At 46.9% G+C, this 17,983-nt stretch carries 15 protein-coding genes and 1 pseudogene; 5 read left to right on the plus strand and 11 right to left on the minus strand.

Features of this window, described 5'->3' with window-relative positions; all coding sequences use genetic code 11:
- Nucleotides 1-67 precede the first annotated feature (67 nt).
- The 5 genes from H6G21_RS20590 to H6G21_RS20610 all read right to left on the minus strand — a co-directional run bounded on the left by H6G21_RS20590 (nucleotide 68) and on the right by H6G21_RS20610 (nucleotide 5,343).
- Nucleotides 68-904 carry an ABC transporter permease subunit gene (locus H6G21_RS20590; RefSeq protein ID WP_190575421.1) on the minus strand — a complete coding sequence of 279 codons (837 nt, stop codon included), beginning with the start codon at nucleotides 902-904 and terminating at the stop codon, nucleotides 68-70.
- A 141-nt stretch (nucleotides 905-1,045) separates the two neighbouring features.
- On the minus strand, nucleotides 1,046-1,819 hold the full coding sequence (locus tag H6G21_RS20595; RefSeq protein ID WP_190575423.1) for an ATP-binding cassette domain-containing protein: 774 nt from the start codon (nucleotides 1,817-1,819) through the stop codon (nucleotides 1,046-1,048).
- 640 nt (nucleotides 1,820-2,459) lie between these two features.
- Nucleotides 2,460-3,143, minus strand: coding sequence for a glutathione S-transferase family protein (locus H6G21_RS20600; RefSeq protein WP_190575425.1), 684 nt, complete (start codon nucleotides 3,141-3,143; stop codon nucleotides 2,460-2,462).
- 107 nt (nucleotides 3,144-3,250) lie between these two features.
- Nucleotides 3,251-4,468 carry an aryl-sulfate sulfotransferase gene (locus H6G21_RS20605; RefSeq protein ID WP_190575427.1) on the minus strand — a complete coding sequence of 406 codons (1,218 nt, stop codon included), beginning with the start codon at nucleotides 4,466-4,468 and terminating at the stop codon, nucleotides 3,251-3,253.
- A 29-nt stretch (nucleotides 4,469-4,497) separates the two neighbouring features.
- Complete coding sequence (locus tag H6G21_RS20610) at nucleotides 4,498-5,343, minus strand: NADPH-dependent oxidoreductase (protein WP_190575429.1); 846 nt, start codon at nucleotides 5,341-5,343, stop codon at nucleotides 4,498-4,500.
- Between the two features lie 602 nt (nucleotides 5,344-5,945).
- On the opposite strand from H6G21_RS20610, the gene H6G21_RS20615 reads away from it, so the two are divergent.
- The 3 genes from H6G21_RS20615 (at nucleotide 5,946) to H6G21_RS20625 (ending at nucleotide 8,351) form a co-directional block, all read left to right on the plus strand.
- Nucleotides 5,946-6,827, plus strand: a complete 882-nt coding sequence (locus H6G21_RS20615; protein ID WP_190575431.1) for an ATP-binding cassette domain-containing protein — start codon at nucleotides 5,946-5,948, stop codon at nucleotides 6,825-6,827.
- Nucleotides 6,784-7,638, plus strand: coding sequence for an ABC transporter permease (locus H6G21_RS20620; protein ID WP_190575433.1), 855 nt, complete (start codon nucleotides 6,784-6,786; stop codon nucleotides 7,636-7,638). The genes H6G21_RS20615 and H6G21_RS20620 overlap by 44 nt, the downstream gene beginning before the upstream one ends.
- 239 nt (nucleotides 7,639-7,877) lie before the next feature.
- Nucleotides 7,878-8,351, plus strand: a complete 474-nt coding sequence (locus H6G21_RS20625; protein ID WP_190575436.1) for a MarR family transcriptional regulator — start codon at nucleotides 7,878-7,880, stop codon at nucleotides 8,349-8,351.
- A 33-nt stretch (nucleotides 8,352-8,384) separates the two neighbouring features.
- Here H6G21_RS20625 and H6G21_RS26355 read toward each other — a convergent pair whose 3' ends face one another.
- The gene (locus H6G21_RS26355) at nucleotides 8,385-10,739 is read right to left on the minus strand and encodes an FAD/NAD(P)-binding protein (RefSeq protein WP_190575438.1); all 2,355 of its coding nucleotides are present in this window, start codon (nucleotides 10,737-10,739) and stop codon (nucleotides 8,385-8,387) included.
- A gap of 261 nt (nucleotides 10,740-11,000) precedes the next feature.
- Between H6G21_RS26355 and H6G21_RS20635 the strand changes: the two genes are divergently transcribed.
- A complete protein-coding gene (locus H6G21_RS20635) occupies nucleotides 11,001-11,951 on the plus strand; it encodes a DUF4333 domain-containing protein (RefSeq protein WP_190575440.1) in 951 nt (316 codons plus the stop codon).
- Nucleotides 11,952-12,103: 152 nt separating this feature from the next.
- Here H6G21_RS20635 and H6G21_RS20640 read toward each other — a convergent pair whose 3' ends face one another.
- On the minus strand, nucleotides 12,104-12,787 hold the full coding sequence (locus H6G21_RS20640; protein WP_190575442.1) for an HAD family hydrolase: 684 nt from the start codon (nucleotides 12,785-12,787) through the stop codon (nucleotides 12,104-12,106).
- A gap of 156 nt (nucleotides 12,788-12,943) precedes the next feature.
- Here H6G21_RS20640 and H6G21_RS20645 point away from each other — a divergent pair, with 156 nt between their 5' ends.
- Nucleotides 12,944-13,162, plus strand: a complete 219-nt coding sequence (locus H6G21_RS20645; RefSeq protein ID WP_242041973.1) for a hypothetical protein — start codon at nucleotides 12,944-12,946, stop codon at nucleotides 13,160-13,162.
- A gap of 58 nt (nucleotides 13,163-13,220) precedes the next feature.
- Here H6G21_RS20645 and H6G21_RS20650 read toward each other — a convergent pair whose 3' ends face one another.
- From H6G21_RS20650 to H6G21_RS20665, 4 genes and pseudogenes are all read right to left on the minus strand, one after another.
- Nucleotides 13,221-14,207, minus strand: a complete 987-nt coding sequence (locus H6G21_RS20650) for a TauD/TfdA family dioxygenase (protein WP_190575451.1) — start codon at nucleotides 14,205-14,207, stop codon at nucleotides 13,221-13,223.
- Nucleotides 14,208-14,723: 516 nt separating this feature from the next.
- Nucleotides 14,724-16,022 (minus strand): MFS transporter, encoded by a 1,299-nt coding sequence (locus H6G21_RS20655; RefSeq protein WP_190575453.1) that lies wholly within the window; start codon nucleotides 16,020-16,022, stop codon nucleotides 14,724-14,726.
- A 174-nt stretch (nucleotides 16,023-16,196) separates the two neighbouring features.
- A complete protein-coding gene (locus tag H6G21_RS20660) occupies nucleotides 16,197-16,526 on the minus strand; it encodes a ferredoxin family protein (RefSeq protein WP_190575455.1) in 330 nt (109 codons plus the stop codon).
- Nucleotides 16,523-17,854, minus strand: a pseudogene (locus H6G21_RS20665) (FAD-binding protein); the annotation flags it as partial. The pseudogene H6G21_RS20665 and the gene H6G21_RS20660, both read right to left, overlap by 4 nt.
- Between the last annotated feature and the right edge of the window lie 129 nt (nucleotides 17,855-17,983).

Consider the following 17,983-nt stretch of genomic DNA (forward strand, 5'->3'; position numbering starts at 1 on the left):
CTTAATTGATCTTGATTTTACGACATCCTTGAACCAGCTTTTGACTAGTCTACTACCAGGATAAAGTCTATGACTTTTGGTAGTTAGGATGCCAACGTAACCAAGAACGTTCCAAATATCTAGCAACACTATCTGCTAGTTTTCCAAATAGAGCATACATGACGATCGCAAGAACAATCACATCCGTTTGCATAAATTCCCTTGCATTAGTTGCCATATAACCGATGCCGGAATCTGCAGCGATCGTTTCAGCTACAATCAGAGTAAGCCACATAATGCCAAGGGAAAACCTGACACCCACAAGGATGGATGACATAGCTCCTGGAAGAATAATTTTCCAGAATAACTGCCAAGCATTTAAACCATAAACACGACCCATCTCAATCAAACCAGGATCAACTTGCCGAATGCCATGGAAGGTGTTTAGGTAAAGTGGGAACATAACCCCTAGGGAAACTAGAAATAACCGAGCTTCATCACCGATTCCAAACCATAGAATCACCAAAGGTAAAAGTGCAAGGTTAGGAATCGTCCGCAACATTTGCAGGGTGGTATCAAACAGCGACTCTGAAACCCGTGAGATTCCGTTAATAATACCTAGGGTAAACCCAATTCCGCCGCCAATAATAAAGCCACTAATTGCCCGTAGGGAACTAATGCCTATATTTCTGGGCAGTTCACCAGATTGAGTCAGCTTAATCGCTGCTGTCACAACACTAAGGGGGGCTGGAAGAACCTGTGGAGGAATAACCCCCATGACTGCAAGCAATTGCCAAAGCAAAAGAACAGTAATGGGAAATATCCAGGGTAGGAAAACTTTAACCTTAGGGTGCTCCAAGTTAATTTGAGGCTTTTCCTGAGAGTAATGCTTCCTTAAAGAAGCTTTGATTCTGAAGGTACTCATGGAAGTAAAAGAAACTCATAGAACGGTAAAATTGCTCGGGAACAACCACTTGTTTCCTTGCTGGGACAGCTTGCGATATACACCCTCTAAGAATCTATTTTCGTAGGCGTACATACTTTCCCAATGAACCCCAAATAGGAACTATGCTTGAGCACCCACTAAAGTCTCAACTGAAAGATCATTCTTTCGCATCACTCGTTGCAAAATAATTTCAACCGTTGCTGCAAAAGCTGCACTGGCTCGGTGTCTGGGACGAGGTAAGTCAACCGGAATATCCATCACAACTTCACCATGCTCAATTAAAATCACGCGATCGGCTAAGGCGACAGCTTCTTCAACGTCATGGGTAATCAGAAGTGAAGTAAATTGTTGCTCCTGCCACAGATCTTCTAGCAATTGCTGCATTTCAATCCGAGTTAACGCATCTAATGCCCCTAAGGGTTCATCCAGCAAAAGTAAGTGAGGTTGGCTAGCCAGAGCTCGAGCGAGGGCGACTCGTTGGCGCTGCCCCCCAGAGAGCGCAGCAGGCCACTCATTAGCTTTTTCTTCAAGCCCAACGGATTGTAAAACCTGCAAAGCCCGAGGTTGGCTGCCAACTGCGCCCAGTAATCCCAACTCAACATTTGCCAAGACCCGTTGCCAGGGCAGCAGTCGAGCATCCTGAAACATCATCCGTACTGTAGGGTTCAGTCTTTGGGTTCGTTGTCCATCTAGTAAAACACCACCTGCACTTGGTGTTTCTAGACCAGCAATCAGGCGTAGTAGGGTACTTTTACCACACCCACTGCGACCCACGATCGCGACAAATTCTCCTGGCTTTACCTCCAAATTCAATTCTTTGAGAACGTTATTTGTCCCAAAAGACTTTCCTAACCCTTCAATAACCAGATGTGTTCCAAGACGCTCATAGCTCATACCGCAACCTCTAGTGAGAACCCCAGGTGATTAATTATCTTAGTCATAGATTAGCTATAGAGAAATACAATCTAAATCACTAGCACTAATAGAAAAGCTAACAGTAAAATATAAATGGGTACGTTTACTGTGAGCCTGTTTCTATCGGATTAGACACCCGTTGATTAGGATGCATCACTCTTAATCCATAACCAAGAAATTTTTCACAATACTGTCATAGCCTTTCCTAAAAACTTTATTAATCAAGTGGTCTTTACTAATAAAGCAAGAAGACTAATCAAGTAGAAAGTGGCAATTTCTACCCGATGCTTCTCAGTATAGGTGGATGACTTTGCGAACACAAAGTACGTTCAATACTAAATAAAAGTACTTTTTATACAAAATACTGAGTTCGCCCCCATCCCCTAGTTACGCTGGTTTTATTAAATTTTTCTAAAAAAATACCCCATCAACACTGGATGAGGTATCAGTATCAGCAAATAGCAAGTACCTGAAGTCGATGCCTGCTATCAAGTTTGATTTGGTCTAACCAACATATTTGGGTCGTCACCATACCTTTAGCTAGAAACAGCAAAAGTTAGAGGTTACTAGTTAGAAGTCACAAAGATGATTGCCCAAAGATGATTACCTAGGAAAAAGTTTATCTCGAGGTTGAACCGATCGCAACCGAAGATGACACAAACTTAGCATACCGTTCTATGTAAAAATCTACAGAATTGGCAATGGATTGAATAGCGGGACGAGCTTCTAATGTCTTCCACCAATGCTGTAATTGAGGGGTATCTTGAGGAATTGTAAACTGACGTAAAGATTGAAGGGCTGGAAGGCGCTCAAACCAAGGATAAAACGCTAAATCCACTAAAGTAAGCTGATCCCCAAGCCAGTAAGTTCCATCCCCCGATCGTTTCCCAAAGACTTCAGATTCGATGGAGAGTAATGCTTCAGTTAATGCTTGTCTGCCTTGCTCTTGTTCCTCTGTATCCTTACCACGGAGTAACTTGCCAAAGGCGCTGGTGAAATGGGTATTGGCATAATCAATCCAGATGCGAGCGATCGCCCGCTGACTAGGATGACTCGGGAGTAATGGGGGTTCTGGAAAAACCTCCTCTAAGTACTCGTTAATGATGGCAGATTCATAGATTTCTGCATCCCCGTGTTGAAGGGCCGGAACCTTTCCATAGCGGGAAATTTGGGAAAACCAAGCTGGCTTATTTTGAAGATCGATCTCAGTTAACTCAAAGGGAATCTGCTTTTCTAAGAGCACTAAGCGAGTTCGGTGGGCGTAGGGGCAAGCAGTGGCACTATACAGATGAACTTTGCTCATGGTGTGATGGGGTTAAAGTTGTGGGATGGGGGTAAAGACGGCTCCGTTAAGAAGCAGTCTGATTTAAAAAGCAGCATTAAGACACCGCCTCGTGCAAACAGCCCAGGTTATAACCAAGTAATTTCTTCCCGAAGATAGCGCAGGGCACCAAAAACGGTATTCTCTTCATCTCCCGAGTGGGGTGGGTCGCCTTCAGCCGTCGATCGCGGGTGAAAGTGCGGGTTAATATACTCCCAAACGATATCCCCCTCGGGTGTGATTTCAAAGAATCGACCGCAATCTCCTTCCGTAATGAGTGTATTGCCGTTGGATAGGCGCTGAACCCCAGCAAAATTAGGACTAAAAAAGGAAGAGGGCCGTCGATCGTGATATTCCCAGACAATGGTTTGCGTTAGGCGATCGACTTCAATCACCCGGGAATAATGCTGGAATGGAAACTGGTTTTGGATGCAATGATCAAGAATTAAGAAATGACCATTGGGTAGCTCCTGGGGGCGCTGTTGGTGGGTCAAAACTGCTTGCCCCAATTGCCAAACCACTTGACCTGTGGCGCGATCGATAATCGCCATCGTAGAATGCTGACCCGAGCTGATCAGAATATGGCCATCGGATAATTCCTGGACAGAATTACCAGCGACCCATTCTAAACAATCCTGGTGACTATGAAGCCAATCCCTGCCCGAATCAAGGTGCTCATAGGCATACCAACTCCAGACCCGATGCCCCTCCGGTGTGACTTCGTGCAGGACATGCCCATAGATTGCTTCATCGGCGATGGAGGTGTCTTGCTCCTGGCTTGGTAGCTTGACGGTAGGTGGTAATTTCTCAATGCAAAATATGAGAAAGTTCCCGTTGCGTAAACAACAGGCATCATAGTGATGATTGGGATGGCGATATTCCCAAACAACATTTCCCCTACGATCGATTTCAGCAACGACCCCTTCAGACCGACTGTTTTCCACCCCTAGACTCCCCTGCAAGTCGGAGGAATTGGGGGTTGGCAGCTCATCTGCTGCAACGTTTCTATCTGCCCTAACGGTCCCATTGTAGAAAAGGTTTCCATTGGGGAGGAGAGAGGCGCAGGAAATCGGCGGATAGGGAAGCTGCCATTCCTGAATCATCCGACCTTTGAGATCAATTAAGTAGACCTCCTGTGCCGACCCAGCGGGGGTAAACAGGGTATAACCCGGACATAGGCGGTAGTGATCGAAGGCCCGTAGGCCAGCACCACGACGACGAATCGTATTTTGATCAGCGGTGGAAAAAGAGGGATGAATGCTCAGTGGAACGGTTGATGGAACGGTGAGTTGCAATCCAAGGGTCATAGGAAACGTCAGAAGATTAAGAGAGGATGTTAGCGGAGTTTAAAACCCAAAGCATTGAGGGTGTCTCGTAAATGAGCGCGATTGCGGAGGGCGTCGGCAGTGGCAATTCGATCGCTCGAATGTTCTGACCAATCTCCTTGGGCGGTCATATTCTGTTCAGCGTAAAACTTCTGCATAATTTCATCGTAGGTTTTGATGGCAGATTCCTGGATGGCTAAACTATATTGCTCTCGGTGCAACACAACGGACTGAGGCAGGCGAGGTTTAATGGCCGTTGGTTGGCTGGGATCGGGATAACCAATACATAGCCCAAACACAGGAAACACCTTAGGGGGAAGGCCAAGCTCGTCAGCTACTGCTTGAACACTATTGCGCAGTGCACCAATATAAACAGTTCCTAGCCCGAGGGATTCTGCCGCAATAGCCGCATTTTGTGCCGCTAAGCTTGCATCGATCGCAGACATTAAAAACATTTCGAAGTAGTCTAATCCCTCATGGGGTAAGCCTCGCTGTTCAGCAATGGAATTGAGGCGAGCCAGATCCGCTAACCAGACTAAAAATAGGGGAACTTGGCGAATATGGGCCTGACCATTGGCGAGCTGGGCTAACCGATCTTTGCGATCGGGATCTTCCACTGCAATGACACTCCAAGTCTGAAGGTTAGAAGACGTTGCGGCGGACTGTGCTGCTGCAATGAGAACCTCCAAGGTTCCCACAGGTAAAGGTTTACTGAGATAGGCTCTCACAGAAGAGTGAGACAACAGAGTAGTAAGGCTCGTATTCCAAGCCTCATCAAACACAAGGTCTAGGGCATACCCATACCGCTGGTTCAGCAATGTTTCTTGGAGATAAGGCATCTCTGCAATTGAGGTCATAGGTGGCAATCGGCGTTACAAAGGAGAGGAGCGCAAAACTTGCAAAAATGAAGCGTATAATTCTGATCCATCTTCAGCAAAATGGGTACTGTAGCTAATTCCGCTATCACTGGGCCAACGCAGAACAAGATGTGTGTAGGTGGGATTCTAGCCACCTTCCCATTCCACTAATTGCCCGCTGACTGGCCTATCCCCACAATTACCCACAAGCTTTTTTAGTCAAATAGGTTAGTCAAATAGATTGAATAGTGTCAGTCTTGCACAGATGATCTGCAAGCTCATGTATATCGAGTTACCAAATTATCTGCTGATCGTATAGTTAGAATATCTAACTATATGCTACAAATAAATATAGGAGTCGATTAGGAGCTTAATAGAAACTAACTTGGGCACTGCTCCAACAGCTTGCCAGTCATTTAATTTTTGACAGTCATTTAATTTTTGACAGTCATTTAATTTAGGTCACGTAAATTAGCTTCAGCAGTTTTCTGATGATGACTGGTTGCCGGGGATTGGCTCAAAGCTCAAGCGCCTTCTATCTGACTTTCCGCCACAGCCAAGATACATTGACTCAATAGACAAGGACTTAATAAACAAGAGGGATGAACAACCGCAGACAATCGCTTAAGCAAGATGCCTCAGAACCGACAACTTTGGAGAGTACAACCTTGGATAACCACCTGTCAGGGGCGATTTTGACCACTCACAACCTAAGTCGCCAGTTTGGCTCCTTAACAGCCGTCAATGATTTAAATATCAGAGTTGCTCCTGGCGAAGTCTTCGGTTTGCTAGGCCCCAATGGTGCAGGCAAAAGTACCGCCATTAAAATGCTCACGACGTTACTGCCACCTAGTAGAGGTCGCGCAACGATCGCCGGATTTGATGTGGTACACCAAGCATCAGCTGTGCGTCGGTTAATTGGGTACGTTCCTCAAGCCCTTTCCGCCGATGGCACGCTAACAGGTTATGAAAACCTGCTGATTTTTGCCAAGTTGTACGATATTCCAACCGCCCAGCAACGACACCGCATTGATGATGTGTTGGCCTTTATGGGGCTACAGGACGCGGCCCATCGCTTAGTTAGAACCTATTCTGGGGGAATGATCCGTCGTTTAGAAGTTGCGCAATCAATTTTGCATCGTCCTAAGTTGCTGTTTCTGGATGAACCTACCGTAGGACTGGATCCCTTAGCTCGTAGCTATGTGTGGGCCTTGGTTCGCCAGCTCTGCGCGGAGTATGGCACAACGATTTTTCTCACCACTCACTTCCTGGAGGAAGCCGATCATCTCTGCCAAAGGGTCGCGATCATGCATGGCGGGCAAGTAATTGTGACGGGTTCCCCAACGGATTTGAAAGCATCCCTCGATCAGCCAAATGCCACGTTGGATGACGTTTTTATTCACTACACCGGGAATCAAATGACTTCAGGAGTCAATTATCATGAAACTTCAAGAACTCGGCGAACCGCACAACGCTTGGGTTAACCCTTCCTTACGCCATCCAGAGACTTGGTGGCGGGCGATCGCGGAATTAGTTCGTAAAACCCTGGTGATTAATGAGCTGGAAATTCGGAAGCTGCGCCATGATCCCAGTGATCTGTTCCTACGGGCTGCTCAACCTACCCTTTGGTTACTGATCTTTGGGCAAGTCTTTACCCGACTGCGAGGCATCCCCACGGGCAATTTACCCTATTTGGATTTCATGGCCGCTGGAATCCTAGCCCAGAGTGTCCTATTTGTGGCAATTTTTAACGGCGGAATGACTATTATTTGGGAACGGGACTTGGGGATTGTTCACAAGTTTTTGGTCAGTCCCACGCCCCGATCGGCGATGGTTTTGGGTAAGGCTTTGGCGTCGGGGATTCGCAGTCTATCCCAAGTGATTGTGATTTATGGCCTTTCGCTCCTGTTGGGGGTGAAGTTGAATTTTCATCCCTTCGCGATCGCGGGTGTGATTTTAATCGTTCTGCTGGGAGCCGCTTGTTTTTCCATCTTTTCGCTGATTGTTGCCTGCTTGGTTAAGTCGCGGGAACGGTTTAATGGGATGGGGCAACTGATGACCATGCCGCTCTTTTTCGCGAGCAATGCCATTTATCCCATCAGCCTCATGCCCCCCTGGTTACAGTTTATCTCCCACCTCAATCCGCTGACCTATCAGGTGGATGCTTTACGGGGAGTCATGCTGGCAAACGGTCAGACCACCTATGGCTTGGGGTTGGACTGTGCAGTCCTATTTTTTGCGGTGGCGGTGTTGACGGTGATCTGTGCGCGGCTGTATCCGAATGTAGGCAGATAGTCTGGGCTAGCCGCTAAATCCTAGTATCCTCCAGAATCTTGGTGTCTATTAAGGGCACTGATTCCCGGTAGAACGACTTTCCGAGCGAGAAGGCTGCACCCAGAAGAATACCTACACAAAAGTATCCCTCTGCGACGACAATAAGGTAAGCTCCTAATTTAACAAATTGGCGGATCCAATTATGGATAGGTTGGGAGTTTCTCTACCTTCTTACGGGTTTTTAGAACCGTTATTAGCCAATGGGATTGCGAAAAACAGCTCAGAAAACTGTATCTAATAACTGTGCTGCCAAGGTCATGGAAACCGTTCCAATGGTGATGCGCTTTATCCGCGCGGATATGCGTGCACGAGGTTCCTATGAGGAACTATCGGTACCACAGTTTCGTACACTCGCGTTTCTCGATCGCAATCCAGGGGCTTCTCTTTCAGAATTAGCGGAACATTTGGGAGTAACGCGAGCCACAGCCTCTGCCAATACTGAGAGGCTGGTACAACGGCAATTCATCGATCGTTGTGATCATCCTGAAGAACGTCGTCGGGTGGTCTTAAAGCTAACGACTGCTGGCCGGGAACATCTCCAAGCGAATCGTGAACAGACTCGTAAATATATTGCGAATCTATTGAGTTCCTTAACAGAGGAACAAATTTTGGCCATTGATGAGGGGTTGACTCTACTGCGAGATGTTTTTGAACAACAGCCAGGGACAAAGTAAGATTTTAGGGATAAACTCCTGATATACCGTGAGTTAAATATACATGGCGAAATAACTCTCGTAGATCTCTGCATTGGTTGATAGCGTCAGTTCTACTTGTTCATGATCGGAGTCGATCGCAAGATCAGTCCTATCGATCTCTTGGTGGTTGGAAAGAAAATCGCCACAAGACTCATTGGCTGGAATCGCTTCATTCATTTTTTTAGGATAACTGAGTCCTAAATGGCTCATGATTGTAATGAATTGTTCGCGGCTACGATCGGCAAATCTTGGATTGAATCGCTTTTCTTCTCCGATCGTCGAAACTGAACGTCCTTTGTAATCATGGCCGGGATAGACTAGGGTTGGCTCCGGTAGGGTGAATAGTCTTTGCGTGACTGCATCATAGAGTTTTCCGGCATCCCCTCCTTGCAGGTCAGTTCGCCCACATCCCCGAATTAATAAAGCATCTCCCGTTAACAAATGGTTATTATTGACTAAATAAGCCAGATGGCTATGGGTATGACCCGGTGTAGCGATCGCTTCTACTTGGATTGATCCCACCAGCAAAACCTCACGATCGGCCAGAGTGTGATCTGCGGATTGAGCAGTCGCGTTTTGCGGGACCATTACGCGACACCCGGTTTGCTGTCGTAGCCTTCCGGCTCCAGTGATATGATCAGCGTGAATATGTGTTTCCAAGCAGTAGCGAAGACTTAACCCGAGATCATGGAGGGTTTCTAAATCTCGCTCAACTTGTTCCAAAACCGGATCGACCAAAATTGCATCCTTAGTTTGACTGTCGGCAATCAGGTAAGTGTAGGTACTCGTTTCTGGATCAAGGAACTGGCGAAATAGTAATGTCGATAGTAATGTCGATGGGAGTCTTGCTGAAGTTGTCGCTACTGCTTGATTGGAAATCACCGCAGTGGTTGGCTCTGCTATAGGCGTGTACACATCGTACACATAAGGTGTAACGGGAAGCACACGTACAGGGAGAGATTGTAAAACCGTTGCGGCTAATGCCTGAGCCTGCTCTCGCAACTCTGGAACCGCTATCGTTTCCCATAAATTTCCTTTGCGTGGCGTGCCTAACGTATAAAGGGTGCGCGAGGATCGCCCCTGAGCGTCTAGTATTGCGCCGTCATCCGCTGTTTCTAAGCCTAAACCCATGGGATTGGGGGCAATGAGTCCCTGCTGACGCAAACTGATCATCAGGGGGTGCAACGATCGTTGGTAATCCGTTTGAATCCCGGTACAATTCACTACCCGCTGAACGGACAAAATCCAATTCTTAGTTTGGAAACGTGGTCGTATTGTAACTGCGATGCCATCCTGATTGCGTTGATAGTCCTGAATTCGACCTGCTGCGATGGTCAATTGCCCAGAATCCAGCATGGCTTGCACCCGCTGACCGATTTCCGGGGCAATGCGGTGGCGATGCACATCCCAATAGGGAACGACATGGCGCAAAAAGCGTTGCTGTTCTGTCGGCGGCAATTGTTGCCAAAGTTGTTGCGTGATCGGACGCAGAGAGTCAATGACCGATCGCCAATCGTAATCCTGCGTTTTGGCTGATGTGATTTCGACGCAAACCTGTTGCCATAGACCGCGAATGCTTTTTGCAGCATTATCTTGGGTGATGAAAGTTGGATAGGGTTTGGTCGATTGATGGGCTAGCGGCAATAGCCCTCGGCGCGAGACTGCATAAATTTTGCCACGATGTTGGCGTTCGTGGAGGGATACCACCATATCCACCATTGTTAACCCAGTCCCAATCAGTAATATTGGGGCATCCGGGTCGAGTTCTGCTAAGGCATCGGTTGACCAGGCATGGCGTAGGTCGATCGAATCTGTGCATCTCGAATCTGCACTTCCCAAAGCTGGCAATGATGGTGCAGGCGTGACTGCATTGCCCAAGGCCAAGACGACCCTATCAGCATTAAAACTATCGCCATAACGGAGAGAGACGATCGCGCCTTGGATGGTAGGTTCTATGGCGATGACTTCATCAATCACACGCTTCAGACGGACTTGGGTCGCAGCAGTAGCCTCAGCTTCCTCCAAAATAGATTGAATATAGAGGCCGTAGATTGGGCGGGGAATGAAGCTGCTGGCGTTTAGGTCATCGGGTAAAAATGCGGCTAATTCATTGCGATTATAGTAAAGCCAGCGGAGCAAATGCCCAGGGGCATTGGGAAAGGCACTCATTTTCCCAGCAGATACATTCAGTAGGTGCCGATTCGTATTGGTACTATAGGCCACGCCTTTCCCGACCTCGTGACTGCGCTCAATGAGCTTGATCAGCAAGGGTCGATTTGCAGTTTTCAGGAGATGGGCAGCGACGAGAGAACCACTAAAGCCTGCTCCAACGATCGCGATCGTGGTTGGAGAATCAGAAGTTAGCATTTTGGAGACCTTATCATCAAGTCATATCAGAAGTAGCGTGAATAGATTTTAAAAGTGAACGTCCTCTTAGTACTGGAATAATTCAGATTAGCATTGATTCAAGCATACTGATCTCTTACGTTAATTTTCAGAAAATTATTTCAATTTTGTATCCCAGACAACTATAAATCTGTATATAAATAACTTTCTTTTAGCTGAATTATGTGAGAAACTTGGAAAAATTTTTGTGATTTATTCAATTAATTACATGCAATTAATCGCATGCAATTAATCAAAAGGATGAACCTATGGGGTAAGCCCCGATTGGTATTGCGCCTCAAGAGACAGGGAATAAACCCAAAGAGATTCAAGAAAATCCTCGCAATTGCTAAACCTTGTATGGTGAATCAAAAAAGTCGTAGAGTTTTTTGGGGTATTTTGCTCGGTATCACTACTATCTTGGTATCTAGCTGTACCAAAAAGTTGGATACCACCAAACTAGAGGGAGAAATTCAACAGCAGGTTACGCAACAAGGAGGGAGTTCACTCAAGACGGTCACCTGCCCTAAAAACATTGAATTGTTAGCAGAAAAAGGATTTGAATGTGTTGGAAAACTCGAATCGGGAGAATTATTTGCAATCCCTATAAAACAAACTGATGGCCAAGGTACAACCACTTGGGAAGTCTCCAACACCCAGGGGCTATTAAACCTAGCTCAATTAGAATCACTATTTCAAGAAACCCTTCAGAGAGAAGGACAATCTTTAAAGATTGATTGTGGTGAGGGGTACCGATCGGTCAAACCTGGAGATCGGTTTGAATGTAAGGTAGCTAAAAGTACGCAGGAGACGGCTCAAGCAGAACGTCCAGAGACATCTGATGTAGCAAAGATGGCGCAAGCGACCACTGGGAATCAGCCTAAAAATCCAGTTAATCCAAAAATTGGGAAAACTCAGGTACCAGAAACGATCGTAGTCACGATCGATCCGCAAAACAATGTGAACTGGCAGCAGGTTCTCCCCGCCTCAACGGTACAAGTTGCGAGTGCAAGGTTATCAGGGGCTGAAGCAAAATCAGCGAATGCTGCCGGAACGGTTATGACGACTCAAGATTCGCTCGAAAAATCAGGTGAATCCCCCACAACTTCAAAGATCGCTCCAGAGGATAGGTTGAAACTATCTGCTGAGATGATTAAGGATCTCGATCGTATGGGTGGTGGAGATGCTGAGTAGATCTCAATCTGTGATTAAGAACTGTAATTAAGTTATGAGTATTCTATTGAGTAGGAGCTATAGCCCGATCGAGGGAACCAGAAACAACCAATCAATGTTCATTGGCTAGTAATGGTACCGTTTCTCCTAGATAACGGTGTAGTCAACGCTATTCATACTAAATTTAAGCCAAACAATTGGAGAAGCTCTGTCGGTGAGGCTACAATCCAATTTGCGCCTTGAGCTTGCAATTCTTGGAGTGAACCATAACCATAGGTTACCCCAATCGCCGCCACCTGATTGAGTTTCGCGCCAATGATGTCATGCTCCCGATCTCCAATCATGACAGTTGTAGTGGCTGACAGATTTTCTGTCTGGAGAATATACCGAATCAAATCCCCTTTTTCACTACGTGTACCATCGAACTCACTGCCATAAACCCGATCGAAGAGTGATGATATCGAAAAATAGCTAATAATCTGATTTGCATAAACCTGCGGTTTTGAGGTTGCAACAAATGTACGATAGCCTGCGACTCGAAGAGCTTTGAGGGTGTCTGGAACCTGAGGATACAAAGTACTTTCAAACATTCCTAAGGTGGCATATCGTTGACGATATAAAGTCAGCGCTTGCTGAATTAGGCTGTCTTCAACACAATGATGCCCCTCTACAGGCTCGTCTCTATTCAGTAATCGGGCAAAGCTCCGATGTAATGGTGGCCCTACACACCAGCCTAGGGCTTCAGGATCAGGAACTGCATATCCCATCTCCGATAGAGCATATTGAATAGACCGGACGATACCGGGTTTGGCATCCGTCAAGGTTCCGTCTAGATCAAATAAAATCGCACCAGGCATAGATTAGCCCACTGAATCAGGTTGCACCGAATTGCAAGCATTTTTGATTACTTTAATTTATCAATTTGAACAAAAAGACTATTTGCCTTTATTGAATCAAGTGCCTATCGTAAAAGTAGGCAGGATATATCTATAAATCTTAACTCGGTGCACATCATGTTTGACTCTATGTTCAATGCTTTAAATCAACAGCAATACCAACAAGGTCAGCACGATCGCGATGCTGGGCTCTTGCCCCAAAGTGAGAATTCTACCTACCTTGAAGGGTATCTCAAAGGTAGGCCAGCAGGGCTAGATGGGATTATTCAGTATTTTCCGACCGTTGACTTTTATCTCAAATGGAAATTTGACAAAGTAGCACCACCATCCGCCTAAGTCAGGCTTAGTCGAAAGATGGTGCTTGATGCATCGGCTATCTAGAACAATAAACTATCTAGACGAGTGCTGCCACAGCCTGATCAGCTTGGTTTTCAGCGGATTGCTGGAATGCTTTTGGTAAGCTTCTATTGAACACTGCACCTTCCACAACTTCCGACTTGAAGCCATTCGGCCCAACGGGAATATCACCCGTGATAGTCGTGCGGTAGAGCACACGCTCTACGTCAATATGGTCAAGATCTTGGGGAGCCAAGTGCGCTGTGGCACGGTTATCCCAAAAGGCAATATCGCCATTGTTCCAACGGAAGCGGGTGGTATAGGCGGGTTTGGTGATTTGATTGAAAAATAGCTCTAGTAAGAGATCACTTTCTTGGCGCGAGACATCGAGAATCCGCGCTGTAAAGCCAGGATTAACGAATAAAGCGCGTTCTCCAGTTTCTGGATGCACTCGGACAACTGGATGGATTGAGACAAGGGGATTCTTGCCAATCCGTTCAGCAAATTTGCTGGTCGGCGGAATATTGTAGCGAGCCCCAAACCGATGCTCTGCTTTTAAGTTATCTGCTAATTCCCGCAGTGGTGCTGATAATCCTTCATAGGCCGCAACCAAGTTCGTCCAGGTGGTGTCCCCTCCAACTTCGGGCACATTAACGGCGCGTAAAATTGAACCCGCCGGTGGATTGACGGCTGCTGTTACATCCGTATGCCACTGGTTTTCGTAGCTGGTGCGCCGCAATCCATAACGCTGTTCAAAGCGGCTACGATCGATCGGCAGAATTTGCTCAAATCCTTCAGGCGGCTCATCTTCGTGGGGGTGAGCATAGGTCACTTCACCAAACCGAGAGGTAAAGGCAATTTGCCCTGCATGATCAAGATGTTGGTTTCGGAAAAATACCACTTTCCATTGCAATAACGCCTGTCGGATTTCTCCGATGACTTCATCACTCAGTTGCGCAGACAGATCAATCCCCTCAATTTCTGCGCCTGTAAAACCAGAGGTAGGCTTCACTTGAATATGATTGTAAATGTGATTGTCGCTCATACCCAATTCTCCCAATTCTCAATTGTATGGTGGCTAGAGTAATGGCAGTGAGTCCACGGTTACTTCATATCGACAACGCATTCCTAATGCATCCACCCTGAATTGCTGTAATTTAAGACTAAGAACGTTTAATACTAAGAACATTGCTCTCCAGATCGATTCCAAAACTGTTGAGACAATTTTATTTCACTCTTCCTAGAATTAAATAAAACAATGTATTCAGAGTTTTTGCTCTAGCAATGTCAGCCAATAGCTCAGTTAATGCTTCTTACAACTAAAATTTTTTGCAATCAGAAACCATTTCCAGCAAGAAAGCGATTGCAGAAGTATTCCGTGAAAAGCTTGTGTGGACTCGTTGAGGCCAGTCTAACGTAGTCCTATTCGAAATGCAGGTAACTCCTAGCACATTTTCCAGAAAACAATTGATTTAATTGATCATGGGGCAGAATACTGCAAATATACTTTGGGAACTAAGGCTTCAAGATAGGCTGGAACATCCCTCTTATTCCTCTAGTTTTACTTAGCCCTTGCCGTCAGGAAATTTAATTCTGCCTTAATCCACACGGTGATTTGGGAAATCTGTGAAGAAAACCAAATTGCGCCCAAGATGCAGGCAGCACCACAGATCATGAGTGCCGTCGGTGCAGTCATCGCTTGAGCCATACTCCCTGCAATCAAATTTCCAAAGGGCATCATTCCTACCATGGCCAATGCATAAAAACTCATGACACGCCCCCGTTTATCATCCGCCACCAAGGTTTGAATAATCGTATTGCTACTCGTGATTTGCAGGATGCTGAATCCGCCCACCAACGTCAATAGCACCAACGATAAACTCAACTCTCGGGACAGGGCAAAGGCAATCAAGCTGAGACCGATCGCCGCTTGGCCAACCATAACTAATCGCTCAAGGCCCAAAATTCCCCGTCGCATACTGAGATAAATGCAAGCCACTAAAGACCCAACCGGGGCAGCAGTGCCTAGGGCCGCCATCGTACTCGCATTTCCCTGTAAGACCTCAGCCGCCACCACTGGCATGAGGGCAATATGGGACATACCCATCATGCTCTTCAAAGCCAGGAGTAACAAGATAGCCCAAATGGGCCGTATTGAGTGGACATATTCCCAGCCTTCCTGTAACTTCTGCCAGGTTTCCTGGAGATTCGTTTGCTGGGGTTCTACCTTCGCGGGCAGGTCCATCGCCTTTAGGGTCACGATCGCAGCAAGATAGGTCAATGTGTCGTAGAGAAAGCAAAACTTCACCCCAACGCTAGCAATGAGAATGCCACCGATCGCAGGCCCCAAGACCAGTGAGGAACTTAACATGACTGAATTGAGCGCAATTGCATTACTCCAGTCCGATCGTTCATCGACTGTCTCAGTCACGATCGTATGCCGCACCGGCATATCTAACCCCTTCAATAGACCATTGAGGATGCTCAGAATCAAGAGTGATTCAAAGCGAATCATATCTAGAAATGTCAAAACGGTCAGCGTCATCGATACACTAATGCCCAGTATCTGAACTAGCATTAGGAGATCCCGCCGACTCCAGCGATCGGCCAATACGCCTGAGAATGGGATTAACAACAGGGTGGGCAGAAATTGTAAAAATCCTGCTAAACCCAGCAACCACGAAGATTTAGTCAGGTCATACATCAACCAGGGAATCGTTAACTGCTGGGTCATAAAGGTACCCGACATCGACAGCAGTTGTCCTCCAAATAGCAACCGAAAATTACGCCATTTGAGGGCGGGTAAGCGCTGATAAAGCGTTTTGCTGACTCGATCCCCTAGTTGCTCGTAGTACTGCATGAAAATATATTTCGTTTAACGAACTATTTGATTATCTAATAATAGTTCAGAATACGCTAGTCAATGGAATCATGAGAAAGCCTAAAAAATCTCGCGATCGTTGTTACATACAAACAATCGCGAGATTTTGTGTCAACCTGCTTATTGGGCATCAAATTGTCATAGAGATTCGGACTAGCGTTTCATCTTACTGAACTGAAACGACATATCCTCTTGAGCCTGGGGCATTTGTCCCTTCGACCAACCGACATCGCGACGATAACTTCCGAGCAATCCAGAAGCAATGAGTTCCGCTTCATCCACAAAGGCTAAAGGATCCACTTCCGGTGAAACATAGAGGGCATCGACCGGACAATACAACTCACACATAAAGCAAGTTTGACAATCGCTTTGCCGCGCAATTTTGGGAGGCGCATCCGGTATGGCATCAAAGACATTGGTCGGACAGGCATTCACACACAAATTGCAACCCACGCAGCGAGAACTGCTTACAAGTTCAATCATTGCAGAACAAGCTCCTTCTCAACATTGGCAGCAGACGGTTCGATCGCAGCAGTCTTCACCCACACCTGATCCAATCCACCACTAATCACGTAGTGCTGTTGTTTGGGATCTTGTTCGGGATAGTCCGATCGCTTGTGCATTCCGCGCGATTCGGTACGGTGTAATCCACTGTTGTACATCCACCGAGCTGTGGCAACCATTGAAGCCGCTTCACGCGATCGCAAAAGATTCGAGGTCAGCGGCGTACTATTGCGGATCTCTTTCCACAGTGTATCTAAACGTCCCAACGAATCTGACAGGACTGCTTCCGTGCGGAAGAAGTTGCGATCGTAGGGGAACACCTCCGCTTGAGTTGCCTCCACCACTTCATCCGGTGAAATGCTCTGCTTACGTTCCCCACGCAGTCCGGCTTGACCTAATCCTTGTAGCGATCGCTGATGCGCACGATTTCCCAAGCTCCGAGCATAATCCGCCGCTGCTTCCCCTGCCCAACGGCCTGAAGAAATTGCCCAAGCTGCGTTGTGGCTGCCACCTCCGGTGAATCCACCACAAATCAGTTCTCGGGTCGCAGCATCGCCAGACGCATACAGCCCTGGCACGGAAGTCGCACAGGTCGAATCCACAATCCGCAATCCTCCCGTTCCCCGCACCGTTCCTTCTAGGCGCAACGTTACTGGAAACAGTTGCGTAAACGGATCAATGCCCATCCGATTGAAGGGTAAGAAGAAATTCGGTTGCGCTCTTCGCATCCAAGTTTTGACTTCTTCCGTAACGCCCTCTTGATCCAATCGAGCATAAACGGGTTGGCTCATCAAAGTTTTGGCAATAATACCGCGACCGCGATGGGATCCCGCTCCTTCGATCGGCGTTCCATCTTCGTAGTAGAAATTCGCCCAGGCGTAGAACCGTCCCTTGGTTACGGAAGAGAAAGCAGGCGCAAGTCCATAGGCATTCGAGAACTCCATTCCCGAGAGTTCTGCTCCCGCTTCTGCGGCCATCAAGTAACCATCTCCCGTCAGCACATTTCAACCGAGGGCTTTGCTGAGAAAAGCGCATCCACCCGTCGCAATCACCACAGCTCCCGCTTTGACAATCCACTGTTCTCCCGTTTGGCGTTGAATTCCAGAGGCTCCGGCAACTCTGCCTTCTGCATCGACTAGCAGTTCCAAGGCTGGACTATGGTCTAAAATTTCTACCCCGGCTCGTCGGATTTTTTTCCGCATTAGGCGCATATATTCCGGCCCCTGGATCGACTGACGCTGGGACAGACCATTCTCATCGATCGGGAACGGATAACCCCACTCTGCAACCAGATTAATATTCTCAAAAGGTAACTACTCAGGCTTAAAAAAATAGAGAGTTTTTACAAGAATCCAGAAAAAGCAGTTAATTTAGCATTCTATTAGGGACTAGAGATTGAATCTGTGAGTAAACCTGCGCTTCAACCCATCCAGCTC

It is taken from the genome of Alkalinema sp. FACHB-956, from assembly GCF_014697025.1.
In the GTDB taxonomy this organism is placed as follows: domain Bacteria; phylum Cyanobacteriota; class Cyanobacteriia; order Leptolyngbyales; family Leptolyngbyaceae; genus Alkalinema.

What these genes read in the sequence shown, in the direction of transcription:
- H6G21_RS20590 (WP_190575421.1), bottom strand. Translation starts at nt 904, where the DNA reads ATGAGTACCTTCAGAATCAAAGCTTCTTTAAGGAAGCATTACTCTCAG.
- H6G21_RS20595 (WP_190575423.1), bottom strand. Translation starts at nt 1,819, where the DNA reads ATGAGCTATGAGCGTCTTGGAACACATCTGGTTATTGAAGGGTTAGGA.
- H6G21_RS20600 (WP_190575425.1), bottom strand. Translation starts at nt 3,143, where the DNA reads ATGAGCAAAGTTCATCTGTATAGTGCCACTGCTTGCCCCTACGCCCAC.
- H6G21_RS20605 (WP_190575427.1), bottom strand. Translation starts at nt 4,468, where the DNA reads ATGACCCTTGGATTGCAACTCACCGTTCCATCAACCGTTCCACTGAGC.
- H6G21_RS20610 (WP_190575429.1), bottom strand. Translation starts at nt 5,343, where the DNA reads ATGACCTCAATTGCAGAGATGCCTTATCTCCAAGAAACATTGCTGAAC.
- H6G21_RS20615 (WP_190575431.1), top strand. Translation starts at nt 5,946, where the DNA reads ATGAACAACCGCAGACAATCGCTTAAGCAAGATGCCTCAGAACCGACA.
- H6G21_RS20620 (WP_190575433.1), top strand. Translation starts at nt 6,784, where the DNA reads ATGAAACTTCAAGAACTCGGCGAACCGCACAACGCTTGGGTTAACCCT.
- H6G21_RS20625 (WP_190575436.1), top strand. Translation starts at nt 7,878, where the DNA reads ATGGGATTGCGAAAAACAGCTCAGAAAACTGTATCTAATAACTGTGCT.
- H6G21_RS26355 (WP_190575438.1), bottom strand. Translation starts at nt 10,739, where the DNA reads ATGCTAACTTCTGATTCTCCAACCACGATCGCGATCGTTGGAGCAGGC.
- H6G21_RS20635 (WP_190575440.1), top strand. Translation starts at nt 11,001, where the DNA reads ATGCAATTAATCAAAAGGATGAACCTATGGGGTAAGCCCCGATTGGTA.
- H6G21_RS20640 (WP_190575442.1), bottom strand. Translation starts at nt 12,787, where the DNA reads ATGCCTGGTGCGATTTTATTTGATCTAGACGGAACCTTGACGGATGCC.
- H6G21_RS20645 (WP_242041973.1), top strand. Translation starts at nt 12,944, where the DNA reads ATGTTTGACTCTATGTTCAATGCTTTAAATCAACAGCAATACCAACAA.
- H6G21_RS20650 (WP_190575451.1), bottom strand. Translation starts at nt 14,207, where the DNA reads ATGAGCGACAATCACATTTACAATCATATTCAAGTGAAGCCTACCTCT.
- H6G21_RS20655 (WP_190575453.1), bottom strand. Translation starts at nt 16,022, where the DNA reads ATGCAGTACTACGAGCAACTAGGGGATCGAGTCAGCAAAACGCTTTAT.
- H6G21_RS20660 (WP_190575455.1), bottom strand. Translation starts at nt 16,526, where the DNA reads ATGATTGAACTTGTAAGCAGTTCTCGCTGCGTGGGTTGCAATTTGTGT.